The 21,999-nt window shown below is 50.1% G+C and carries 17 protein-coding genes and 1 riboswitch; of the genes, 16 read left to right on the top strand and 1 reads right to left on the bottom strand.

The features are described from left to right. Positions 1-99 precede the first annotated feature (99 nt). From M1D61_RS15710 to M1D61_RS15670, 9 genes are all read left to right on the top strand, one after another. Entirely contained in the window at positions 100-666 is a 567-nt protein-coding gene (locus M1D61_RS15710) for a cob(I)yrinic acid a,c-diamide adenosyltransferase (protein WP_458122527.1), read from the top strand. 18 nt (positions 667-684) lie between these two features. Beyond that, entirely contained in the window at positions 685-1,755 is a 1,071-nt protein-coding gene (locus M1D61_RS15705; protein ID WP_458119599.1) for an RluA family pseudouridine synthase, read from the top strand. An 85-nt stretch (positions 1,756-1,840) separates the two neighbouring features. Further along, a complete protein-coding gene (locus tag M1D61_RS15700; RefSeq protein ID WP_458119598.1) occupies positions 1,841-2,203 on the top strand; it encodes an arsenate reductase family protein in 363 nt (120 codons plus the stop codon). 328 nt (positions 2,204-2,531) lie between these two features. Continuing rightward, positions 2,532-3,395 carry a 5'-3' exonuclease gene (locus tag M1D61_RS15695; RefSeq protein WP_458122526.1) on the top strand — a complete coding sequence of 288 codons (864 nt, stop codon included), beginning with the start codon at positions 2,532-2,534 and terminating at the stop codon, positions 3,393-3,395. Further along, positions 3,396-4,505 (top strand): phosphodiester glycosidase family protein, encoded by a 1,110-nt coding sequence (locus M1D61_RS15690; protein WP_458119597.1) that lies wholly within the window; start codon positions 3,396-3,398, stop codon positions 4,503-4,505. A 262-nt stretch (positions 4,506-4,767) separates the two neighbouring features. Beyond that, positions 4,768-5,667, top strand: a complete 900-nt coding sequence (locus M1D61_RS15685) for an ROK family protein (protein WP_458119596.1) — start codon at positions 4,768-4,770, stop codon at positions 5,665-5,667. Next, positions 5,651-6,433 carry a DsbA family protein gene (locus M1D61_RS15680; protein WP_458119595.1) on the top strand — a complete coding sequence of 261 codons (783 nt, stop codon included), beginning with the start codon at positions 5,651-5,653 and terminating at the stop codon, positions 6,431-6,433. Before M1D61_RS15685 ends, M1D61_RS15680 begins: the two co-directional genes overlap by 17 nt. A gap of 5 nt (positions 6,434-6,438) precedes the next feature. Beyond that, positions 6,439-6,909 carry a disulfide oxidoreductase gene (locus M1D61_RS15675; protein ID WP_458119594.1) on the top strand — a complete coding sequence of 157 codons (471 nt, stop codon included), beginning with the start codon at positions 6,439-6,441 and terminating at the stop codon, positions 6,907-6,909. A gap of 363 nt (positions 6,910-7,272) precedes the next feature. Continuing rightward, positions 7,273-10,485: an HAD-IA family hydrolase gene (locus tag M1D61_RS15670; RefSeq protein ID WP_458119593.1), complete on the top strand. Its 3,213-nt coding sequence runs from the start codon at positions 7,273-7,275 to the stop codon at positions 10,483-10,485. Positions 10,486-10,617: 132 nt separating this feature from the next. On the opposite strand, the gene corA is transcribed toward M1D61_RS15670, so the two are convergent. Further along, entirely contained in the window at positions 10,618-11,553 is a 936-nt protein-coding gene (corA, locus tag M1D61_RS15665) for a magnesium/cobalt transporter CorA (protein ID WP_458119592.1), read from the bottom strand. 409 nt (positions 11,554-11,962) lie between these two features. Then, positions 11,963-12,099, top strand: a riboswitch (SAM riboswitch). A 144-nt stretch (positions 12,100-12,243) separates the two neighbouring features. Between corA and metA the strand changes: the two genes are divergently transcribed. The 7 genes from metA (at position 12,244) to thrS (ending at position 21,849) form a co-directional block, all read left to right on the top strand. Continuing rightward, the gene (metA, locus tag M1D61_RS15660; protein ID WP_046215491.1) at positions 12,244-13,185 is read left to right on the top strand and encodes a homoserine O-acetyltransferase MetA; all 942 of its coding nucleotides are present in this window, start codon (positions 12,244-12,246) and stop codon (positions 13,183-13,185) included. A gap of 150 nt (positions 13,186-13,335) precedes the next feature. After that, the gene (locus tag M1D61_RS15655; RefSeq protein WP_458119591.1) at positions 13,336-14,526 is read left to right on the top strand and encodes a PLP-dependent transferase; all 1,191 of its coding nucleotides are present in this window, start codon (positions 13,336-13,338) and stop codon (positions 14,524-14,526) included. A 4-nt stretch (positions 14,527-14,530) separates the two neighbouring features. Then, complete coding sequence (locus M1D61_RS15650) at positions 14,531-15,739, top strand: aminotransferase class I/II-fold pyridoxal phosphate-dependent enzyme (protein WP_458119590.1); 1,209 nt, start codon at positions 14,531-14,533, stop codon at positions 15,737-15,739. Positions 15,740-16,187: 448 nt separating this feature from the next. Next, complete coding sequence (locus tag M1D61_RS15645) at positions 16,188-16,985, top strand: SDR family NAD(P)-dependent oxidoreductase (RefSeq protein ID WP_458119589.1); 798 nt, start codon at positions 16,188-16,190, stop codon at positions 16,983-16,985. A 493-nt stretch (positions 16,986-17,478) separates the two neighbouring features. Next, the gene (gene mqnC, locus M1D61_RS15640; RefSeq protein WP_458119588.1) at positions 17,479-18,615 is read left to right on the top strand and encodes a cyclic dehypoxanthinyl futalosine synthase; all 1,137 of its coding nucleotides are present in this window, start codon (positions 17,479-17,481) and stop codon (positions 18,613-18,615) included. Between the two features lie 204 nt (positions 18,616-18,819). Continuing rightward, on the top strand, positions 18,820-19,365 hold the full coding sequence (gene yfcE, locus M1D61_RS15635) for a phosphodiesterase (RefSeq protein ID WP_458119587.1): 546 nt from the start codon (positions 18,820-18,822) through the stop codon (positions 19,363-19,365). 543 nt (positions 19,366-19,908) lie between these two features. Then, positions 19,909-21,849: a threonine--tRNA ligase gene (gene thrS, locus M1D61_RS15630; RefSeq protein ID WP_458119586.1), complete on the top strand. Its 1,941-nt coding sequence runs from the start codon at positions 19,909-19,911 to the stop codon at positions 21,847-21,849. Positions 21,850-21,999 lie beyond the last annotated feature (150 nt).

Genomic DNA, 21,999 nt, shown 5'->3' with positions numbered 1-21,999 from the left:
TACCCTGACGCTGGGATCGTATCGGTTATCATGGACTTTACCTGGAGAATAAATTTCCCGGGAGGAGTATGTTAAATAATGGAACAGGGAGGAACGCTGATGGGGATCTATACGCGAACAGGTGATAAAGGGCAGACTTCCGTTATTGGCGGAAGAGTGAGCAAGGATGATATCCGTGTCGAGGCCTATGGTACGATCGACGAATTAAACAGCTTTGTCGGACAGGCGGCTGCGCTGGCAGAGGGCGAGATATTCGCGGATCTGCGCGAGGATTTGCTGCTGATTCAGCAGGAACTGTTTGATTGCGGATCGGATCTGGCTTTTGTCAAACTGAGTGAGAACAAATATAAAGTCCATGAAGAGATAGCGGTACGTCTGGAAAAATGGATCGACCGGTACGAAGCGGAGAATCCGCAGCTGGAGCGCTTTATTTTGCCGGGTGGTCATGCGCTGGCTGCAGCGCTGCATGTATGTCGTACCGTCTGCCGACGTGCGGAACGGCGTACCGTTACGCTTGGTGCAGCCGAGGAGATTAATCCGGCTGTTCGCCAGTACCTGAACAGGCTGTCCGATTATTTCTTTGTCGTAGCCCGTACAGCCAATGTGCGTACCGGTGTAGCCGATATCGAATATGTACGCAGTCAAAAAGTATTTCGCCGCAGCTGAGAGGAACGTGTCACAGGAATGAACAGTGAACAGGAAATACAGAAAATTTATTATGATCCGATCATCTACCGGGTTGAACCGCAGGATGAAGGCATGCTGCTGAAGACTATACTGAATCGGCGCATGGGCGTCTCCCGCAAGTTGACGTCCCGGATTAAGCTGACCGAGCATGGCGTCAAGCTGAATGGAGAGCGTGTCTATGTCGATCATAAGGTCATGGCCGGTGATACGGTCGAGGTACGCATGGAGCGGGAATCCTCGGATGATATCCTGCCTCAGCCGATGGATTTTGACATTATTTATGAAGATGAGCATCTGCTGATCGTAAATAAAAAGGCGGGTACTATCGTTCATCCGACACATGGTCATTATACGGATACACTCGCCAATGGAGTCGTCCATTACTGGCAGCAAAAGGGCGAGCAGTTCCGCTTCCGTCCGGTGCATCGCCTTGATCAGGATACGTCGGGTGTGCTGGCAATCGCCAAAAATCCGTACGTACACCAGCATATCTCCGAGCAGATGATCAATGATCAGGTTTTCAAATCGTATCTGGCCTATGTGCATCATCTGCCGCAGCCTGCCGAAGGCCGGATTGAAGGGGCAATTGATCGCGATCCGGATCAGCCGCATGTGCGGATTGTGACGCCGGATGGCTATTACGCGGCTACCCGTTACCGCGTAGTGGAAGCATTCGCGGGGCATGATGCCGCACTTGTCTCTCTGCAGCTGGAGACCGGCCGCACCCATCAGATCCGTGTGCATATGAAGTATATCGGCTGTCCGCTGATTGGCGACCGGATGTACGGGTATGCACCGCCTTTGCCTGCTGCCGAATCAACGACAGCCGCAAATAATGAACAATCGATTCCGCTGGAAATAGCAGTCGATGCCTCTGCCAATATGGAAGCCGAGCAGGTCGTACCCTCTCAAGCTATACGCAAGCTGGATCAGCTCGCAGGTCGTCAGGCACTGCACGCGTATGAGCTGGGCTTTATTCACCCGGCAAATGGGGAGTATATGACTTTTCAGGCACCACTGCCAGAGGATCTGGCTCTGCTGGATGCCGCTCTGCGCCAATTGGGCTAACCATTTATGAATAGGGTGACCATTTCGTAAAATAAAGATCAGTCCTGCAGATATCAAGTTTACGATCAAAGGAGAATTCGTTGTTATGAGTAAATTAACCGTATATCAATACCCACAGTGCAGCACCTGCCGTAATGCCATCAAATGGCTGCGTGAACAGGGGCATGAACTGAATCTGGTGCATATCGTGAAATCCCCGCCGAGTGCAGAGCATCTGCGCGAACTGGTCGAGCATAGTGAACTGGAACTGAAAAAGTTCTTCAATACCAGCGGTGAAGTGTACAAATCGATGAACCTCAAGGACAAATTGCCTGACATGAGTCCCGAGGAACAGCTGGAACTGCTGTCCCAGAACGGCAAGCTGATCAAGCGTCCGATCGTTACGGATGGCGACCGGGTTACTGTCGGCTTCAAAACAGACATGTATGAATCCGCCTGGAAGGCGTAATTTGAATAAATATAGGGGAAGTCTCATACCAGTGATCTGTAAAAAGATTGCGCATGAGATTTTTCATTTACATGGTTTTCCCAATCAAAAGCTCCTTTCTTTTCTGGAAAGGAGCTTTTGGCTATGTTCGTATTTTAATCATGAAAACAGCTAATTGACTGTCCATACCAGCCGAGTGTCCATCAGACATGAGAATCCGGAAATTGGTCCGATCAATTGGTTGCTGTGAACAGTTGTACAGTCAGCTGGTTATTCGGTATGATATAGTCAAACTGGTTTCATATGTATAGGAGAGAAGACACAATTGACAGAACTTAAAGAACGTAAAATGATGTTAGTCGACGGTATGGCTCTGCTGTTCCGCGCGTATTATGCTACTGCCCAGACGGGATATATCCGCCGCACCAAATCCGGCATTCCGACCAATGCGGTCTATGGATTTGTACGTTATCTGTGGGATGCGGTTCGTCTGTATGAACCGACCCATATCGCCTGCTGCTGGGATCTGGGTACGCAGACTTTTCGCCGTGAGGAATTCGCTGCTTACAAGGGCAACCGGACAGCTGCGCCGGATGATCTGATTCCCCAGTTTGACCTGATTCTGGAAGTGACCGAGAGCATGGGCATTCCGAATCTGAGTGCCCCGGGGTATGAAGCGGATGATTGCATCGGCACCATTTCCCGCGAGTTGGAACAGGATATGGAAGTGCTCATCCTGACCGGAGATCATGATATGCTGCAGCTGGTTGATCACCGTACCAGCGTTATTATTATGAAAAAAGGCTATGGCAACTACAAAGTCTACACCCCCGAATCACTGCTGGAAGAAAAGGAACTCACGCCCGCACAGATTATCGATATGAAAGCCTTGATGGGCGATGCGAGCGATAACTATCCAGGTGTCAAAGGCATCGGGGAGAAAACGGCCGTGAAGCTCGTCAAGGAATATGGAACAATTGAGGGCATTCTGGAGAATCTGGAGCACCTGACCCCTTCGGTTCGCAAAAAGATCGAAGCGGATCTGGACATGCTGCATCTTTCCCGCCGACTCGCCACGATTCATCGTCATGTCCCGGTCGTTTGTACGCTGGACGAGTGTCTGCTGCTGCTGGATGATGCTGCGATTACGACCAAATTCGAAGAGCTGGAGATCAAGAGCCTCTGTTCGATGCTGGGAGTGGGTGTATTTTAAATGAAAAAGACGCCCGTACTTCTTCCATTCACTCGCAGTACTGTGATGCTGCTCTGTATGGCGCTCATCCTGTCGGTACTGCCATCCTTCTCAACGACTGCCGTCGCTGCCGGATCGTCAACATTTAAAACAGCCGTGCAAAAAGTAACGGCAGCCGGCCGTACATTTACCGTGCAGACTGTACGTATTCCCAAAGGCACGGCTACAGCCGTCGGACTGGCGGACCGGCAGGTTGGTCATACCGCTTCGCTGGCTTCAATAGCCCGCTCCTATGGAGCCGGTGCTGCGATCAACGGTGCCTTTTTCGAAGCGTACGGAGGTCCGCCGGACCCTTATGGCACGCTGATCTCCGGCGGCCGTCTGATCCATCTGGGCCGCTACGGAACAACGATCGGATTTACCAAAGACGGTACTGCGATGATGGACAGTCTGCGCCTCTCGGTCACCGGTACGGTCACTCCGGCACAGGGCAGAGGCTCCAGCTGGTATGCGACCTGGTTTAACCGTACGCCGGGAGCTTCGGCCAGTACGTCGATCGTCTATACGCCGGATCGCGGAGCAACAACCGGATTTAGCGGAGGGGTAGCCGTTACTGTCGTGCAGGGGAAAGTCACCCGTAAAGCGAATAATAAAAATACAGCTATTCCCACAAATGGATATGTCATCGTCTATACCGGCAGTGAGAAGTCCACAGCAGACCGCTTTCAACCGGGAGCCCGTGTAGAGATGAATATCGAATATCAGAATATGCAGGGCAAGAATATTCCATGGCAGGATGTAGTAACTGCTGTAGGCGCAGGTCCTCGTCTCGTGGATAACGGCAAGATTGCGCTTAATGCTGCAGCTGAAGGATTTCAGGACCCCAAAATTCTAAATGCCTCCGGTGCACGCAGCGGGATCGCCATTATGGCAGACGGTTCCGTAATGATCGCTACGGTGCCGGGAGCAACGATGAAGCAGTGGGCTGCTGTCATGCAGAAGCTCGGTGCCCGGGATGCGATGAATCTTGATGGCGGCGCTTCCTCCGGCATGTATGCCAATGGTCGCACGATCACTGCTACCGGACGACTGCTCAGCAATACGCTTGTATTTGGCGGCAGCCGCTCGTAACCCATACGGTCCATTATTGGAATAGTTATTCATGGAAATAGTTATCGATCCAGTCGTGGAACCTACATTCATGACAAGGCTGCCTATCAACCCTGAATATGTAACCTCCAAAAGGTAAAGAAGTAAAGCTCTGCACCGTCTCTGGTTCATACAGTTCCACATGGGTCTGACATCTGTCCGACACAAAAAAGGCGTATGATCAGAGACACGCAGGCTCATCACAGATAATCCCAAGGGATAAGCAAAGGAGACGCATGAATTTATGAGAAAACTCGGAGCAATCGAAGCAGGCGGTACCAAATTTGTATGCGGTATTGGAACAGAGGATGGACAGATTCTCGAACGTGCCAGCTTTCCTACAGAGACACCGGAAATCACCATGAAAAATGTGGTTTCGTTTTTTGAAGGCAAAGGTATTGAAGCACTGGGTATTGGATCATTCGGTCCGATCGACCCGATTCCGGGCAGCCCGACTTACGGATACATAACAACCACTCCCAAGCCGCACTGGGGACAATTTGATATTGTGGGACATATGAAGCAGCATTTCCCGGTTCCGATGAGCTTTGATACCGATGTGAATGGTGCAGCGCTCGGGGAATACACCTGGGGAGCAGCCAGAGGACTGAACAGCTGCATGTACATTACCGTCGGTACAGGTATCGGCGCAGGCGCAGTAGTGGACGGTAACATGCTGCACGGACTGTCTCATCCGGAAATGGGTCATATTCTCGTCCGCCGTCATCCGGAAGATACATTTGAAGGCTTCTGTCCGTACCATGGCGATTGCCTGGAAGGCATGGCTGCAGGCCCGGCAATTGAGAAACGCTGGCAAGTCAAAGGTTCCGAATTGACACCTGATCATCCGGCATGGGAAATGGAAGCCGATTATCTGGCACAGGCGCTGATGAGCTATGTACTAATCCTGTCCCCGCAGAAAATCATTATGGGCGGCGGTGTGATGAAGCAGGAGCAGCTGTTCCCGCTGATCCGCCAGAAGCTACAGAAGCTGCTGAACGGTTATGTACAGCATCCAAGTCTGCAGGAGAATCTGGATCAATATATCGTCTCTCCAGGGCTTGGAGATAATGCCGGACTGTGCGGTGCGATAGCGCTGGCGAAGCTGGCTCTTGCAGGAGAGGAAGGTGCAGCCATTGTCTAACTCCAAACCTGGCAAGAAAAAGATGAATCCGGAAATCAAGCGCCAGAAAAATCAGGAGCGTCTGGAAAAAGAACGTGTACGGCAGCGGAAAACGATGCGGAATCTGATTATCGGTACAGTCGCCGTAATCGCGGTTGTGGTGCTGCTGATCGTTCTGATTCCCAATAACAAAGACACTGCCGGTACGAATGGCAAAGCTCCGACGACATTTGATTATGCCCAGCTTCCGGTCAAAGGCAAAGCCGATGCTCCGGTCAAAATTGTGGAATTTGGCGATTTCAAATGCCCGATCTGCAAGCAGTATAACGAGCAGATTATTCCCCAGATCGAAAAAGATTACATTAATACCGGTACAGCAGCACTGTACTTCTCGAACTTCCCGTTTCTGGGCGAAGATTCCAAGACAGCGGCTCTGGCGGTAGAATCGGTCCATCAGCAGAAAAACGAAGCATTCTGGCCTTACCTGGATGCAGTCTATGCGAATCAAAAAGACGAGAATACCGAATGGGCAACGACCGATTATCTGGTCGAACTGGCGGAAAAGGCGAATCTTGGTATCGATACGGCCAAGCTGCGTGAAGATATCGAGAAAGAGACTTATGCCAAGCAGGTTCAGGCCCAGTATGACAAGGGAGAGGCGCTGCAGATTCCCGGTACGCCATCGATCTTTATCAATGGGGTGCAGTACACCGGCGATCTGGGCGACTACAATGCACTCAAGCAGGCGATTGAGCAGGCGAAGACCGCTGCCGGATCGGAGGGATAATTCTGATGCAGACAAGTGGCTTTAAGCCATTTCTGGCAAAGTATTATCTCTTTCTCGCCTGGATTATAGCAATTATGGCGACCGGTGGCAGTCTCTATCTGAGCGATGTACTGAAGTTTGAACCGTGCAAATTATGCTGGTTCCAGCGGATTTTCATGTATCCACAGGTTATTCTGCTGGGGATTGCCGCTTATCGCAGTGATCGCCGCATTGTAAGCTATGCCATGCCGCTGAGTATTATAGGTGGCCTGATTGCGCTGTATCATTATGCAGAGGAGCATATTCCGTCGTTGGCCCGCGTAACACCGTGTACGACAGGAGTTCCGTGCAACCAGTCCTATTTTGAACTGCTCGGCTTTATCACAATTCCATTTATGGCGCTGGTCGGCTTTGTACTGATCACGCTGCTGCTTTGGCGCGGTGGCCGTGCTTATGATGAAGTGACTAATGAGGAGCTGGACTACGAGGAAGAATAATCACAGGGCTGTATAATTCTGTGGATTCCGATCATTGGATGCAACAGCTTTGAGATCAAATATGTTATTTTCACGCAAGTTGTAAACAGGCAGGTCCCTTTCGATAATCAATAAGTAGAAAGGGACTTTTTTATATGTGCAAAAGTGTATGACGGGATAGCGGGGGATTGCAGTATAGCGGGCTGACAGAATTTTATTTTAGTTTAAATTCTTTGTAAGAGCTTTCATGGTTGAAATATGGTTAATGATTTCAAAGGGTATGTTTATGCAATTTGATTCTGCATGAATATGGGAAGTTATGGCATCATCATCAGAAGCAGCACAATCTGAAGCAGCAGTTCAAATCAGAAAGGAGCCAACGGAATGAGAGAAGGAACAACGATCTACGAAGTAGAACCCTGGACGATTCGCGAGACTTCATATAATCCGCAGTATAACCGCAGAAGCGAAACGGTTTTCACCGTGGCTAACGGATATATCGGCATGAGAGGCCATTTTGAGGAAGGTATGGATGTACCGGAAGTGGATGCACTGAATGGTACATATCTGAATGGATTTTACGATTCGGCGGATATTACTTATGGTGAGGAAGCTTATGGTTACGCACGAAAACGGCAGACGATGCTGAATGTAACCGACAGCAAGATTATCGAGCTGTGGATCGAAGGAGAGCGCTTCAATCTGCTGGCAGGTCGTCTGATCGATTATGAGCGCACTCTGGATATGCAGACCGGCATACTGACTCGACAGATTACATGGGAGAGCGGGACCGGTAAATGTATTTCCATCCGGATTGAGCGTTTGGTATCCTTTGCCAACAAGCATGTGGCGATGATTCGTTACACCGTCAAACCGCTGAATTTCTCCGGGGAGATCACACTGGTATCCGCTCTGAATGGAGAAGTGCATAATGAAATCTCTGAAGGCGATCCGCGTGCCGGAGCAGCCTTTACCGGCCAGGTGCTCCAAACGATTGGCAAGCATGAAGAAGGTACCCATATGGCGCTGGAGCAGCGTACATCGGAGACCGAATTCCGTCTCTGGTGTGCAGCCGATCACCGGGCCAATCGCAAATACAAGCTTAAAAGTCAAGAGCAGGAACAACGTCTGGAGAAACATTTCACCTTTACCCTGAAGCAGGATACGGAAGCGGTGCTGGAGAAAGGCATTGTCTATTACACCTCCAAGGATTATGAGGTGGAATATCTGCCAATCCTGGCAGAGTCTACGCTCAAGGATCTGATGAAAGACGGATTCAAGGCGTTGGCCGAGCTGCAGCGTCAGCGTCTGGATGAATTTTGGGAGACGGCGGACATTCAGGTAGAAGGCGATGAGAAGCTGCAGCAGGGACTGCGATTCAATGCTTTTCATCTGTTCCAGTCTGTCGGTCGTGATGGACATACGAATATCGGTGCCAAAGGGATTACAGGCGAAGGATATGAAGGTCACTATTTCTGGGATACTGAGACGTATATTATGCCATTCTTCCTGTATACCCAGCCGGATCTGGCGCATCAGCTGCTGGAATTCCGCTATCACACCCTGCCCAAGGCGAGAGAGCGGGCCACCGAAATGGCTGGCTCGGGTGCACTCTATCCGTGGCGTACGATCGGTGGGGAAGAAGTGTCTGCTTATTATCCGGGTGGAACCGCACAATATCATATCAATGCGGATGTAGCCCATGCAGTCATTCAGTACACTGAAGCGCTGGACGATCAGGAATTCCTGCGTACCAAAGGGTTGGAGATACTCGTGGAGACCTGTCGGTTCTTTATGTCTGCCGGTGATTGGATTCCAGGAAAAGGATTCTGCATTAACGGAGTAACCGGTCCCGATGAGTACACAGCGATGGTGAACAACAATACCTATACGAACATCATGGTCAAGGACCAGCTGGAGTTTACAGCTCGGGAATTGAAGAAATGGTGTGACACTGATCCTGATACCTATGAAGCGATGATCTGCAGTCCGATGGGTCTGACCAATGAAGAGATCGATGTATGGGAACGTGCGGCAGAGTCCATGTACATTCACCGTCAGAGTGGTCTGATTGGACAGGACGATTCTTTCCTGGACAAGGGGATATGGGACTTTGAAAATACGCCGCCAGAGAAATATCCATTGCTGCTGCATTTCCATCCGCTGGTTATTTACCGCCATCAGGTGCTCAAGCAGGCTGACCTGATTCTGGCGATGTATCTGCTGGGACACCGGTTTACCAAAATGGAAAAGGTACGCAACTACGCCTATTATGAGCCGCTGACTACGCATGATTCCTCGCTGTCTGCTGCGATCCATGCGATCATGGCTGCAGAGATGGGCACGATGGACCCGGCGTATGACTTCTTTATCCAGTCTGCACGGATGGATCTGGATGATTTCCATAACAATGTCAAAGACGGGATTCACGCCGCTTCCATGGCAGGCAGCTGGCTGACGATTGTCGGCGGTTTTGCCGGGATGCGCCAGTATGCCGGACGGCTTCATTTTGAACCAAAACTGCCGCCGGGCTGGACACGCTACAGCTTCCGCGTACAGTTCCAGAAACGCCTGCTGGAGATTACCATAGAAGGTAATCTGACGACCTATCGGTTGATTCGCGGCGAGCCGCTCATTATTGAGCATTACGGACATGAGCGGCTCGTGGCCCTGACCCAGCCCCTTGTGATCAAAAACCGTGCCCTTCAGGCAGTTATTTTCGGTTTGGAAGGTGTGCTGATGCCGATGCCGGAGAAGCAGGATATTTATTTTGGCGGTACACCTGCCAATTCCCTGGAATATATACCAGAACCGCTGCCGACGGTAGAACACGAGGAGAATGGGGTGCTGGGCAGTGCCGGTAGTCCATCTTCAGAAGGTAACGGCAAACCGGAGTCCGAGGCAGTAGAGGGGGACTCCCAGTCGACATCCGACAACGAAGCGGACACCAGTACGGGTACGGAAGCCGCGGGTACTTCTGCTGCGACTTCAGAGGAACAGGCATCCGTCAATATGGATGCCGAACCATCAGACAAGCAGGACAAACAGCCTGCTGTGCAGAACGAATCTGCGCACAAACCATCTGCCGAAACGGCAGATATACAAGGTGATGATGGTGAGGACAGCGCCATGGATGCCAAGCCGCAGGCAGAATGGGATCCAAGCGTGCTGAGCAACCCGCTGTCGCATGAATATATTTATCGTGAATACCTGATGCCTGGGGTGGTGGAACTGCTGCAGCAGCTCAAGGAACAGAATGTGACGATCCTGCTTGCAACGGATCGTCCGGATGCGCGGGAGATTATGGAGCGTCTTGGTATTGATGGTTTCTTTGCTTCCATCATTCAGGCACAGGATATCGAACATCCAAAGCCTGATCCGGAAGTATTCGTACTCGCTGCCGAGTCCGTCAATATCCATCCATATCATTGCATGGTAATCGAGGATTCGGCTGACTGTCTGCGCTCGGTTCGGGAAGTGGGCATGAAGACGATTGGTGTCAGTATCCAGCACGTCATTGACCATGCGCATTTCACCGTCGCCAGCCTGACTCACCTGAATGCCGAGACGATGGAGAGATGGATGGAGATTCCATAATCGGTCATGCCGCATTCGTTTTTGCGAATGCATCGTGCGACGCTGGCTATAGCTGCAATGTAATCATAATGTAACGACAAAAAAGCTGTCCTGCTTTCCGTTAACCGACGGAGCAGGACAGCTTTATTCATTTCAGATCCAGTCTTTTTTGCGGAAAGTGAAGAACATGGTCAGACCGAGAATGATCATGATGCCGATCACCATCGGATAACCGAAGTGCCATTTCAGCTCCGGCATGTATTCAAAGTTCATTCCGTATATACCGGTAATCACCGTCAGCGGCATGAATATGGTCGTAATCGCTGTAAACACACGCATAATTTCATTCGCCCGATTGGCGATACTGGACTGATAGGCTTCTCGCAAGTTGCCCATCAGATCGCGGAAGGTGTCAAACATCTCGGATACTTTGACCGCATTCTCGTAGACGTCACTGAAGTATTTTTGCAGCTGATCGTCGATCAGACGCAGGTCTTTTTTGTTAAGCGTGTTAATGACCTCACGCTGTGGACCCAATACACGCTTAAGCCAGAGAATCTCGCCGCGCAGACCGATAATTTCATTCAGATGCGATTTTTTGGTGTTCATCAGGATATGTTCTTCCAGACGATCGATCTGATCCTCGATCCGGTCACCGACGGTAAAGTAGTTATCCACCACCAGATCGACCAGCAGATACATAAACTTATCCGGACGGCTGACTTCCTCTTCCCACAAAATCGGTTTGAGTGTCCGCAGTTCACTGATTTTCTGCCGGGTCACCGTAATAATAAAATGACGTCCCAGGAAGATGTTCAAAGCGCGCAGGAAAATCTCTTCATCATCGAAACGGATGCTGTTAACCACGATAAAGTAATGACTCTCGTAGATTTCAATTTTTGGACGCTGCTCTTCATCGCCCATCATGTCCTCGACCGCCAGATCATGCAGCATAAACAGCGGTTGAAGCAGGATTAGGTCATCAAGACCGGCGTCAATCCAGTAAAATCCTTCGTCAGGAGCCACCAGCGCTTCGTTAATATCTTCAATGAGTGTAAAGTTACCAGCATTCACGTGCCGAATTTTCATATTCCTCTACTCCTTTTTTGGTTAAAGTGAGCAGGAAAATACACGGCAATCATACATACTTATTTAAAGCTTCGCTGTATATGAAAAAATGCATTTTCAAAAATGGCGCGCTCCTCCGGTATCGTATTGTCGTTCATTTCCTGCAGTTGTGACTTCCTGTACTGCCAGCTCGGCCTCGGGTCGCCTTCCATCTTGAAATTCACCTCTTTGGATTCAAATACTTTTATGAAAAACATGAAAATACGTCAAATACTTGTTAAGTATACCGTGGGGACAGCAGGCTTTCAAGCTTTAAAAACAATCGAGCCTGATAACTTATTTATCGGACCAATTCACCCTTGACGATAGATACAAAATTAGTATAAATTATGATATAAGTAATTCGGCTTAACACAATTGAATAAAGCGAATCTTATCAAGAGCAGGTGGAGGGACTAGCCCTATGAAGCCCGGCAACCGGCGGTCATATACCGTACGGTGCTAATTCTAGCAGAGATACAGGTACATCCTACGATGAAGTATCTGGTATCTGCTGACAGATGAGAGAGGCGCTTATAGACGTGAACTCTACGGATATGACCTTTCTCAGTGTGCAAGACAGAGAAAGGTCTTTTTGCGTATATGGCGCTGATTTCTCAATCCTGCACCTACCCCCATACTACTTACACTGATCCCAAGGAGTGAATCAACATGCCGATCAAAATCCCTGACAGCCTGCCCGCCAAGGAAGTACTGGCTGGAGAAAATATTTTTGTGATGGATGAATCCCATGCGTACCATCAGGATATTCGTCCGCTTAAAATAGCGCTGCTCAATCTGATGCCGACCAAGGAGACGACCGAGACCCAGCTGCTGCGTCTGCTCGGGAACAGTCCGCTGCAGGTAGACATCTATCTGCTGCATACCGAATCCCATACTTCCAAAAATACATCTGCCGAGTACCTGAACACCTTTTACAAAACGTTCCAGGAAGTGAAGCATCTGCGCTTTGACGGATTGATCGTTACCGGTGCACCGGTAGAGACACTGGACTTTGAAGATGTGAATTACTGGGAAGAGATTCAGGAGATCTTCGATTGGAGCAAGACCAACGTCACTTCGACGATGCATATCTGTTGGGCCTCGCAGGCAGGATTGTATCACCATTTCGGTATTCCCAAAGTGGATTTGCCGGAGAAATGTTTTGGCGTATTCCCGCATACGCTCAACAAGACTAATGTCAAACTGCTGCGCGGATTCGACGAGTTATACTATGCGCCGCATTCCCGTCATACCGAAGTGCGGCATGAAGATATCGCCAAAGTCGAAGAGCTGGAGATTCTGTCCGAATCCGAAGAGGCCGGTGTATACATCGTAGCGACGCGCGACGGCAAGCAGATCTTTGTCACCGGTCATTCCGAATACGATCCGCTGTCCCTGAAATGGGAATATGACCGTGATATCGCCAGAGGCATGGATATCGCCGTTCCGAAAAATTATTATCCGAATGATGATCCAACCCGTACTCCGCCGTCCACCTGGCGTGCACATGCCAATCTGCTGTTTGCCAACTGGCTGAATTATTATGTGTACCAGGAGACTCCATATGATCTGGGCAACGAGAAGGCGCAAGTAGGACAGTATTCCATTTAACGCTGACCTGTTTCTACGAATGAAAGATATAACCTTTTGGAAATGTTAACTCAATTGGACTTTCCGCATCATATACATTCCTGGGAACTCCAATAACCAATCGCAGTACAGTTATTCATGGCTCATATACCCCAGAGGAGGAAATTACGAATGACGGACCATAATGCAAAGGATTCATCCCTTAATATTGAAAGCCGATTGGCACAGATCGGCTCTGTACAGGAGCCGGTAACCGGAGCGATCAACTTCCCCATTTATCAATCTACCGCTTTCCGTCATCCGGCACTCGGCAAGAGTACAGGCTTTGACTATATCCGTACGACCAATCCGACGCGGGCGGTACTGGAACAGGCAGCTGCCGAGCTGGAGTCAGGTGATGCCGGATTTGCCTGTAGTTCCGGTATGGCCGCCTTGCAGACTATTTTCTCCCTGTTCGGACAGGGCGATCATCTGATTGTCTCGCTGGATCTGTATGGCGGAACGTATCGTCTGCTGGAGCGCATTCTGTCCAAGTTCGGCATTACCGCCTCTTACGTGGATACCAATGATCTGGAAGCCATGGACAAAATCCGTCAGGACAATACCCGGGCTGTATTTATCGAGACACCGACCAATCCACTCATGATGATTACCGATATTGCCGCGGTAACCGGCTGGGCCAAGCAGCATAATCTGCTGACTGTAGTGGATAATACGCTGCTGTCACCGTTTTTCCAGCGTCCGATTGAACTGGGAGCGGATATCGTAATCCATAGTGCAACCAAGTATCTGGGCGGACACAACGATGTACTGGCCGGTCTGATCATTACCAAAGGCAAGGAATTGTCCGAAGAGATGGCTTTCCTGCACAATTCCATCGGCGCGGTGCTGTCACCGACAGACTCCTACCAGCTGATGCGCGGAATGAAGACGCTGGCTCTGCGTATGGAGCGTCATGAATACAATGCCACAGCGATCGCGACTCATCTGCAGCAGCATCCGCAGATTGCCCAGGTATACTATCCTGCGCTGCCGGACCACCCGGGCCATGATGTACAGAATCGACAATCGAGCGGCAATACCGGCATTTTCTCCTTTAAAGTGACCGATGCACGTTATGTCGAGCCGCTGCTGCGTCATATCCGGCTGATTGCCTTTGCCGAAAGTCTGGGCGGTGTAGAGTCGCTGATGACCTATCCGGCGATCCAGACGCATGCGGATATTCCGCTGGAAATTCGTGATGCGATTGGTGTGGATGATCGGTTGCTTCGCTTCTCGGTCGGCATCGAGCATGTGGATGATCTGATCGCGGATCTGGATCAGGCGCTGGAAGCTGCACGTCTTGAAGTGGAAGGAGCATGAGCGGATGAGTGGAAATGGACAGCATAACCATAACCAGACTGTGTCCGCCGGTCATCCTGCTGCTGGATCGCAGCAGGCACGCGGATTCGATACGAAGCTGATTCATTTTGGCGGAGAGATTGACCGGGCGACAGGGGCGTCGAGTGTGCCGATCTACCAGGCATCCACTTTTCACCAGGAAGATATTCTGAACCCGCCGCAGCATGATTACAGTCGTTCCGGCAATCCGACACGTCAGGCGCTGGAAGATTATATCGCCCTGCTGGAAGGAGGAACGAACGGATTTGCCTTTGCATCGGGAATGGCAGCAATATCGACCGCATTTTTCCTGCTGTCTGCGGGTGAGCATGTCATCGTCACCGAGGATGTGTACGGAGGAACGTATCGTCTGCTGACGACGATTCTCAACCGGATGAATATCGAGATTTCCTTTGTCGATATGACCAATCTGGAACAGGTCAAAGGAGCGCTGCGTCCGAATACGCGCGCCGTCTATATGGAGACCCCTTCCAACCCGACGCTGAAAATTACCGATATTCATGCGGTAACCGAATGGGCGAGAGAGCATCATCTGCTGACGCTGCTGGATAATACGTTTATGACTCCGTATTACCAGCGGCCGATCGAGCTGGGGGTAGATATTGTCCTGCACAGTGCGACCAAGTTCCTCGGCGGTCACAGTGATGTGCTGGCCGGCCTGGCGGTAACGCGTACCGAGCAGCTGGGCAAGCAGCTTAAGCAGCTGCAGAACAGCTTTGGCAGTGTGCTCGGACCGCAGGACTGTTGGCTGCTGATGCGCGGGATGAAGACGCTGGGTGCGAGAATGACCCATTCGGAGAAAAGCACAGCTAGACTGGCCGAGTGGCTGAGCCGCCGTAGCGATATTTCCCGTATCTATTATCCGGGACTGCCGGATCATCCTGGTCATGAAGTGCATGTGAGCCAATCGACAGGCTTCGGCTCGGTCATTTCCTTTGATGTCGGTTCCGGCGAGCGTGCCAAGCAGGTGCTGGACCGGGTGCAGCTGCCGCTCGTAGCAGTGAGTCTGGGGGCCGTTGAAAGCATTCTCTCCTATCCGCCAACGATGTCCCACGCCGCCATGGGTGCAGGTGTCCGGGCAGAACGAGGGATTACCGACGGACTGCTGCGTTTCTCGGTGGGGCTGGAGGATGTGGAAGATTTGATCGCCGATCTGGAGCAGGCGCTGGCGTAGGAGCAGGATGATTCGCAGAACCTTTCTTTAGTGCTACACAGCTTTTTACAGATAAAGAAAGCAGGTATAGGTTGAATAGCTAGATGAATAGATGAGTGAATAGATGGATGGGTTACGACAACTCCTGTTGCATACGGGAGTTTTTTCTTTATTGTAGAAACATTTCCGGAAAATTATGATGGTGTTTATATCAGATGGCAAAGTGCTTACGTATACTTGTATTGTAAGCTTACACAATCGCAGTAAGCCTGCTTGCTCTGATGAGCGGAATCCATATCCAGAGAGCAAGTCAATACGAACATACCGACTTTTAATGTGACAGTCGGTTTCTAGCCTGTACATTCATTTCTCTCATGTATACGCTACCATCGTTTATATTCTATTTCAGCGGGTAATGACCATACGTGAGAACGTTGAATTTGATTAGTAAATACGGAGGGAACTGCATATGACACAGAACAAATATCCTTTTGACGGCTCGATTGTATTGATTACCGGCGCAAGCACAGGGATTGGACGTGCCGTAGCTGTTGCATTTCTGGAGAATGGCGCGAATGTGGTACTCGCTGCGCGCAGTGAAGATAAAATGAAAGAAATCGTGGAAGGTTACAGCGATGACCGATACCTGATCGTACCGACCGATGTACGCAAGCGTACCGAAGTCGATGCGCTTGTACAGCAAACGGTGGATCATTTCGGTAAGCTGGATGTCGTGATCAGCAACGCCGGTGTATCGGTAGCCGGTCCGATCGAAGAATTGACTGACGAAGACTGGGAAAATATGCGTACGACGAATGTGGATTCACAGGTATATCTGGCACGGGCAGTCGTACCGCATCTGGAAAAATCCCAAGGATCCATTATTGCAACGTCTTCCGTCTCCGGTCTGGCTGGTGATTGGCCGCACCCGGCATACAATGCGACCAAGGGTGCAATCAGCCTGTTTGTACAATCGCTGGCACTGCAGCTCGGTGAGAAAGGCATACGCGTCAATGCGATTGCTCCAGCCTTTACCGTAACTGAAATGACCAAGCCGATGATGGAAGAGGGCGGACAGGAGCTGGTCGAGAAATTCAAGTCCCGTGTGCCGCTGCAGCGAATCGCCGATGCCGAAGATGTGGCACCTGCCTATCTGTTCCTGGCCAGCCCGGATGCACAGTACATTACCGGTGTGATTCTGCCGGTCGATGGCGGTACCATTGCTTCGAACGGCCAGGGCAACTCGCCGCGTGAATTTGGCAATTGATCGGTTGGTGAGCCAAAGAGATTCGGTCCTTTTAATAGCAGATCATACGGTTTGAATGAAGCAGGCTGCGATATAATGATCCAATAGCAGATGCAGCTGCGTATAGCAGGAAGACGCCTTTATTGTGCAGGCGTCTTCCTTTTTATATAAGTGGCAAGTATATGGTAATCGAAGGCAGCTGAGTGGATATGTAAAGGATGCCGATGAGTCGGAATCAGGCAGGTCCGATGTTGGTCCGGTTGAGAGTAGGAAGAAAGCTTCTGTAACATAGTGCGAAAATTGTATTTTTATCGCAAAAATCACCGGACTGTCATTTCCATCCCTGTTTTTCAAATGTGAAATATGTTACGATAAGACATGTCGCTATCAAAATTATTTTAATTTTTAGATATAGCGGGTATATGAAATTACTGGAATATGAACAGAACAACATCCAATTTACTTTTCGACATCATACCTTGATGCCTGAAATAGGTTATAGGGAGGCTATAATATGAATACAGTAGATCATATCCTGGAAAAAGCCCTGCAAGGTGGACGTCTGGACCTGGAAGATACTATTGCACTATATGAATCCGATCAGATCGAGAAAATGGGCCATACCGCGAACCAGTTGATGATTCGCAAAAACCCTGATCCGATCACCACTTTTGTTATCGGACGTAACGTCAATTACACCAATGTATGCGACGTATTTTGCCGTTTCTGCGCCTTTTACCGTCGTCCCGGTTCTGCCGAAGGGTATGTACTGTCTGACGAAGTGATCCTGCAAAAGATTCAGGAAACCGAAGATGTAGGCGGCACAGAGATTCTGATGCAGGGCGGCGTAAACCCTGAACTGCCTTTCGAATACTACCTGAATATCCTGCGCAAAATCAAAGAACATTTCCCGAATATCACGATGCATTCGTTCTCCCCGGCAGAGATTATGAAAATGCAGCAGCTGTCCGGCATGTCGATGGAAGATACGATCCGCGCGATTCACGAAGCGGGACTTGATTCCCTGCCAGGTGGCGGCGGCGAGATTCTGGATGACCGTACACGCCGCAAAATCAGTCGGCTCAAAGGCTCATGGCGCGACTGGATGGACGTGATGCAGACAGCACACAAAGTCGGCATGAACACGACTGCAACGATGGTTATCGGCTTTGGTGAATCCATGGAAGAGCGTGCGCTGCATCTGCTGCGTGTTCGCGAAGCCCAGGATGAATGCATTCAGAACGGCTACGATTCTGAAGGATTCCTGGCATTTATCTCCTGGACATTCCAGCCGGATAATACCAACATGAAGGCAGAGAAGCAGACGCCGGAGCAGTATCTCAAAAATGTGGCGATCAGCCGCATCGTGCTCGACAACATCAAGCACTTCCAGTCTTCCTGGGTAACGATGGGACCGGAAGTCGGCAAATTGTCGCTGAGCTATGGCTGCGACGACTTTGGCAGCACGATGATGGAAGAAAACGTCGTATCCGCTGCAGGTACAACGCATAAGGTCAATATTGAGCAGACATTGGACATCATTCGTGCAGCAGGCAAAATTCCTGCACAGCGCGATACCAAGTACAATATTCTTAGAGTATTTGACGATGAGAGCCAAAAAATCCAGCGTGACTTTATCATGCAGAACTAATCAGGGAGCAGCTTAATTCCCCTTTTATACAGACAAGACAAAAGCTCTGTAATCCATAATCGGGTTACAGAGCCTTTTAATATGATCCTTAGTTCATTTCAGGACATTATGCTACATTATATATGAAGAATCATCTACTATATAACAGCTGCTCGAAAAGTCTATATGCACTTCTGAATTCATCTATACTAAGGAGGTATAGTAATGAAAATCATGTTCATCTCCGACATCCATGGTTCCCTGCACTGGCTGAACCGTGCGATTGAGAAAGTGGAGCAGGAAAAGCCCGGACAGATCGTTCTGCTCGGCGATTATATGTACCACGGTCCCCGCAATCCGCTGCCTGATGAGTACAACCCGGCTGAAGTGGCCAATACGCTCAATCGCTACCGACATCAGGTAATTGCTGTGCGAGGCAACTGTGACGCTGAGGTTGATCAGATGCTGCTGCAGTTCCCGATGATGGGCGATTATGTTATCCTTTATCATGAATCCCGCAAAATCTATGTCACTCACGGACATGGTTACAGCATGGAACATCTGCCGCAGTTGAAGCCGGTAGATGTGTTTATCCAGGGCCATACGCATATCCCGGTAGCCGAGCAGCGGGATGGCATCTATTTGCTTAATCCGGGTTCGATCGCTCTGCCCAAAGAAGACTATCCGCATTCCTACGGCATCCTGGAAGGCAGCACATTTACCGTCCGCAGCTTTGAGGACAAGGTAGTCAAGCAGATTACTTTTGAATAGGACTATCCATTATTCTGCATCCAGACACATCTATTCACATTCTCTTATCCCTGTATAAAGTAACAATTCGTGCAGAATGCTTGACGCGTATGGATCACACTTTTATAATGATTGAAGCACAGCAATCAAATGAATACATGAGCAATGACGAAGACACGAGACATGGAACCGTCCGGTTAGAGAGAGGGAAATCAACATGCTGCAATTTCCTCCCGTGACAGCTATGACCTTACCACTTCCGAGCTATGATGTTGAACCCGGCAATTTATGTTACATAAGTCCGGCAGTAAGCTCCATCGGTTCATCGCCGTTACCCGATGCAATGAAGGATTCTGTCCAGCAGCCGCTGCGTTGTTCCTCCTGTTATCCCTTGCATTTTAAGGGAACCGGAGCCGATCAGACGCATACAGCACTGTCACCAGAATCAAATCAGGGTGGAACCACGGGCATATATACTACAGCGCTCGTCCCTTTACCGGGACGGGCGTTTTTTGTTGTTTTAATGAATCAAAGAAGTAACTTTCACAAGGAGGAACACTTACCATGGCTATTGAAATCAAATTGCCCGACGGCTCGGTCCGTCAGTATGAAGAAGGAAACAATATCGGAGATGTCGCATCTTCCATCAGCAAAAGTCTGTTCAAAAACGCGGTGGCAGGTAAGCTCGACGGTATCGTCGTTGACCTGAACACTCCTCTGCACAACGGTGCACTGGTCGAGATCGTAACGGCGGACAGCCCGGACGGCCTGGAAGTGATCCGTCACAGTACGGCCCACCTGACAGCACAGGCGGTTAAGCGTCTGTTCGGTGCCAAAGAAGTGAAGCTGGGCGTAGGCCCGGTTATCGAAGATGGCTTCTACTACGATATGGATCTGGAGCATTCCCTGAACCCGGAAGATCTGCAAAAGATCGAGAAGGAAATGGAACGCATCGTAAACGAGAATCTGCCGGTCACACGCCGTGAAGTGAGCCGTGCGGAAGCGCTGGAGATTTTCCGTGGACTCGAAGATCCTTACAAAATCGAACTGATCGAGGCACTGCCGGAAGACAGCATCATTACCCTGTATGACCAGGGCGAATTCTTCGACCTGTGCCGTGGACCGCATGTACCTTCCACAGGCAAGCTGAAAGTATTCAAACTGCTGAGCGTAGCCGGTGCTTACTGGCGCGGTGACAGCAAAAACAAAATGCTGCAGCGTATCTACGGAACAGCTTTTAACAAAAAGCCGGAACTGGAACAGCATCTGCATTTCCTGGAAGAAGCCAAGAAACGCGATCACCGCAAACTTGGTAAAGAGCTGGAGATGTTCACATTCTCCTCACTCGTAGGTCAGGGTCTGCCGATCTGGCTGCCAAACGGTGCCAAGCTGCGTCGTACACTCGAACGTTACATCGTCGATCTGGAAGAAAAACTGGGCTATAGCCACGTCTATACGCCGGTACTCGGTAATGTCGAGTTATACAAAACTTCCGGTCACTGGGAGCATTACCAGGAAGATATGTTCCCGGTCATGTCCATGGATAACGAAGAACTCGTACTGCGCCCGATGAACTGCCCGCATCATATGATGGTGTATAAGAGCGATCTGCGCAGCTACCGTGATCTGCCGATCCGTATCGCCGAGCTGGGCATGATGCACCGCTACGAAATGTCCGGCGCCCTGACAGGACTTCATCGTGTACGTGCGATGACACTGAATGATGCGCATCTGTTCGTTCGTCCGGATCAGATCAAGGACGAATTCGCCCGTGTTATCCAGCTGATCCAGCAGGTATACAAAGACTTCGGTATCGAAGAATACCGCTTCCGTCTGTCCTACCGTGATCCGCAGGATACCGAGAAATATTTCCCGAACGACGAAATGTGGGAAATGTCTCAGCGTATGCTGCGCGAAGTTGTGGAAGAACTGGAACTGCCGTTCTTCGAAGCCGAAGGCGAAGCGGCATTCTACGGTCCGAAGCTGGACGTGCAGATCCGTACCGCACTGGGCAAAGAAGAGACACTGTCCACTGTACAGCTTGACTTCCTGCTGCCGGAGCGCTTTGAACTGGAATATATCGGAGATGATGGACAGAAGCACCGTCCGGTCGTTATCCACCGTGGTGTAATCAGTACAATGGAGCGCTTTACAGCCTTCCTGCTGGAGAACTTTATCGGTGCGCTGCCGCTGTGGCTGTCCCCGGTACAGGCCAAAGTCATTCCGGTATCGACTGCATTTGACGATTATGCACGCAAAGTCGAAGATCAGCTGCGTCTGAGCGGCATTACGGTTGAAGCCGATCTGCGCAACGAGAAGCTTGGCTATAAGATCCGTGAAGCCCAGCTAGAGAAAATCCCTTATATGTTCGTTATTGGCGAGAACGAGATGAACGCAAACAGCGTCTCGGTCCGCAAACGCGGCGAAGGCGATATCGGTACCATGCCACTGGAAGAAGCAGCCAAGCTGCTGAGCCAGCAGATCGCAGACCGTACCATTTTCTAAAATTATTCCTTCCCGGTAGTTATCGGTTCGGTTGTGCATGGATGGCCAACAGAGCGGATATACAGTAGGTAGAGAGTCTACGAAACCCTGATCCTGTTATACAGGATCAGGGTTTTTGCTATGCCGTATCCCCGGTTGTCCTGCAGCAAA

This window comes from Paenibacillus sp. Z6-24 (genome assembly GCF_054161335.1).
This window is presented reverse-complemented; position numbering and strand designations above follow the sequence as displayed.

Bases quoted from the DNA above. Each gene is read 5' to 3' on its own strand.
- M1D61_RS15705 (WP_458119599.1), top strand. From the start codon at position 685: ATGAACAGTGAACAGGAAATACAGAAAATTTATTATGATCCGATCATC.
- M1D61_RS15685 (WP_458119596.1), top strand. From the start codon at position 4,768: ATGAGAAAACTCGGAGCAATCGAAGCAGGCGGTACCAAATTTGTATGC.
- metA (WP_046215491.1), top strand. From the start codon at position 12,244: ATGCCGATCAAAATCCCTGACAGCCTGCCCGCCAAGGAAGTACTGGCT.
- M1D61_RS15690 (WP_458119597.1), top strand. From the start codon at position 3,396: ATGAAAAAGACGCCCGTACTTCTTCCATTCACTCGCAGTACTGTGATG.
- corA (WP_458119592.1), bottom strand. From the start codon at position 11,553: ATGAAAATTCGGCACGTGAATGCTGGTAACTTTACACTCATTGAAGAT.
- M1D61_RS15655 (WP_458119591.1), top strand. From the start codon at position 13,336: ATGACGGACCATAATGCAAAGGATTCATCCCTTAATATTGAAAGCCGA.
- M1D61_RS15650 (WP_458119590.1), top strand. From the start codon at position 14,531: ATGAGTGGAAATGGACAGCATAACCATAACCAGACTGTGTCCGCCGGT.
- mqnC (WP_458119588.1), top strand. From the start codon at position 17,479: ATGAATACAGTAGATCATATCCTGGAAAAAGCCCTGCAAGGTGGACGT.
- M1D61_RS15700 (WP_458119598.1), top strand. From the start codon at position 1,841: ATGAGTAAATTAACCGTATATCAATACCCACAGTGCAGCACCTGCCGT.
- M1D61_RS15645 (WP_458119589.1), top strand. From the start codon at position 16,188: ATGACACAGAACAAATATCCTTTTGACGGCTCGATTGTATTGATTACC.
- yfcE (WP_458119587.1), top strand. From the start codon at position 18,820: ATGAAAATCATGTTCATCTCCGACATCCATGGTTCCCTGCACTGGCTG.
- M1D61_RS15710 (WP_458122527.1), top strand. From the start codon at position 100: ATGGGGATCTATACGCGAACAGGTGATAAAGGGCAGACTTCCGTTATT.
- thrS (WP_458119586.1), top strand. From the start codon at position 19,909: ATGGCTATTGAAATCAAATTGCCCGACGGCTCGGTCCGTCAGTATGAA.
- M1D61_RS15675 (WP_458119594.1), top strand. From the start codon at position 6,439: ATGCAGACAAGTGGCTTTAAGCCATTTCTGGCAAAGTATTATCTCTTT.
- M1D61_RS15670 (WP_458119593.1), top strand. From the start codon at position 7,273: ATGAGAGAAGGAACAACGATCTACGAAGTAGAACCCTGGACGATTCGC.
- M1D61_RS15695 (WP_458122526.1), top strand. From the start codon at position 2,532: ATGATGTTAGTCGACGGTATGGCTCTGCTGTTCCGCGCGTATTATGCT.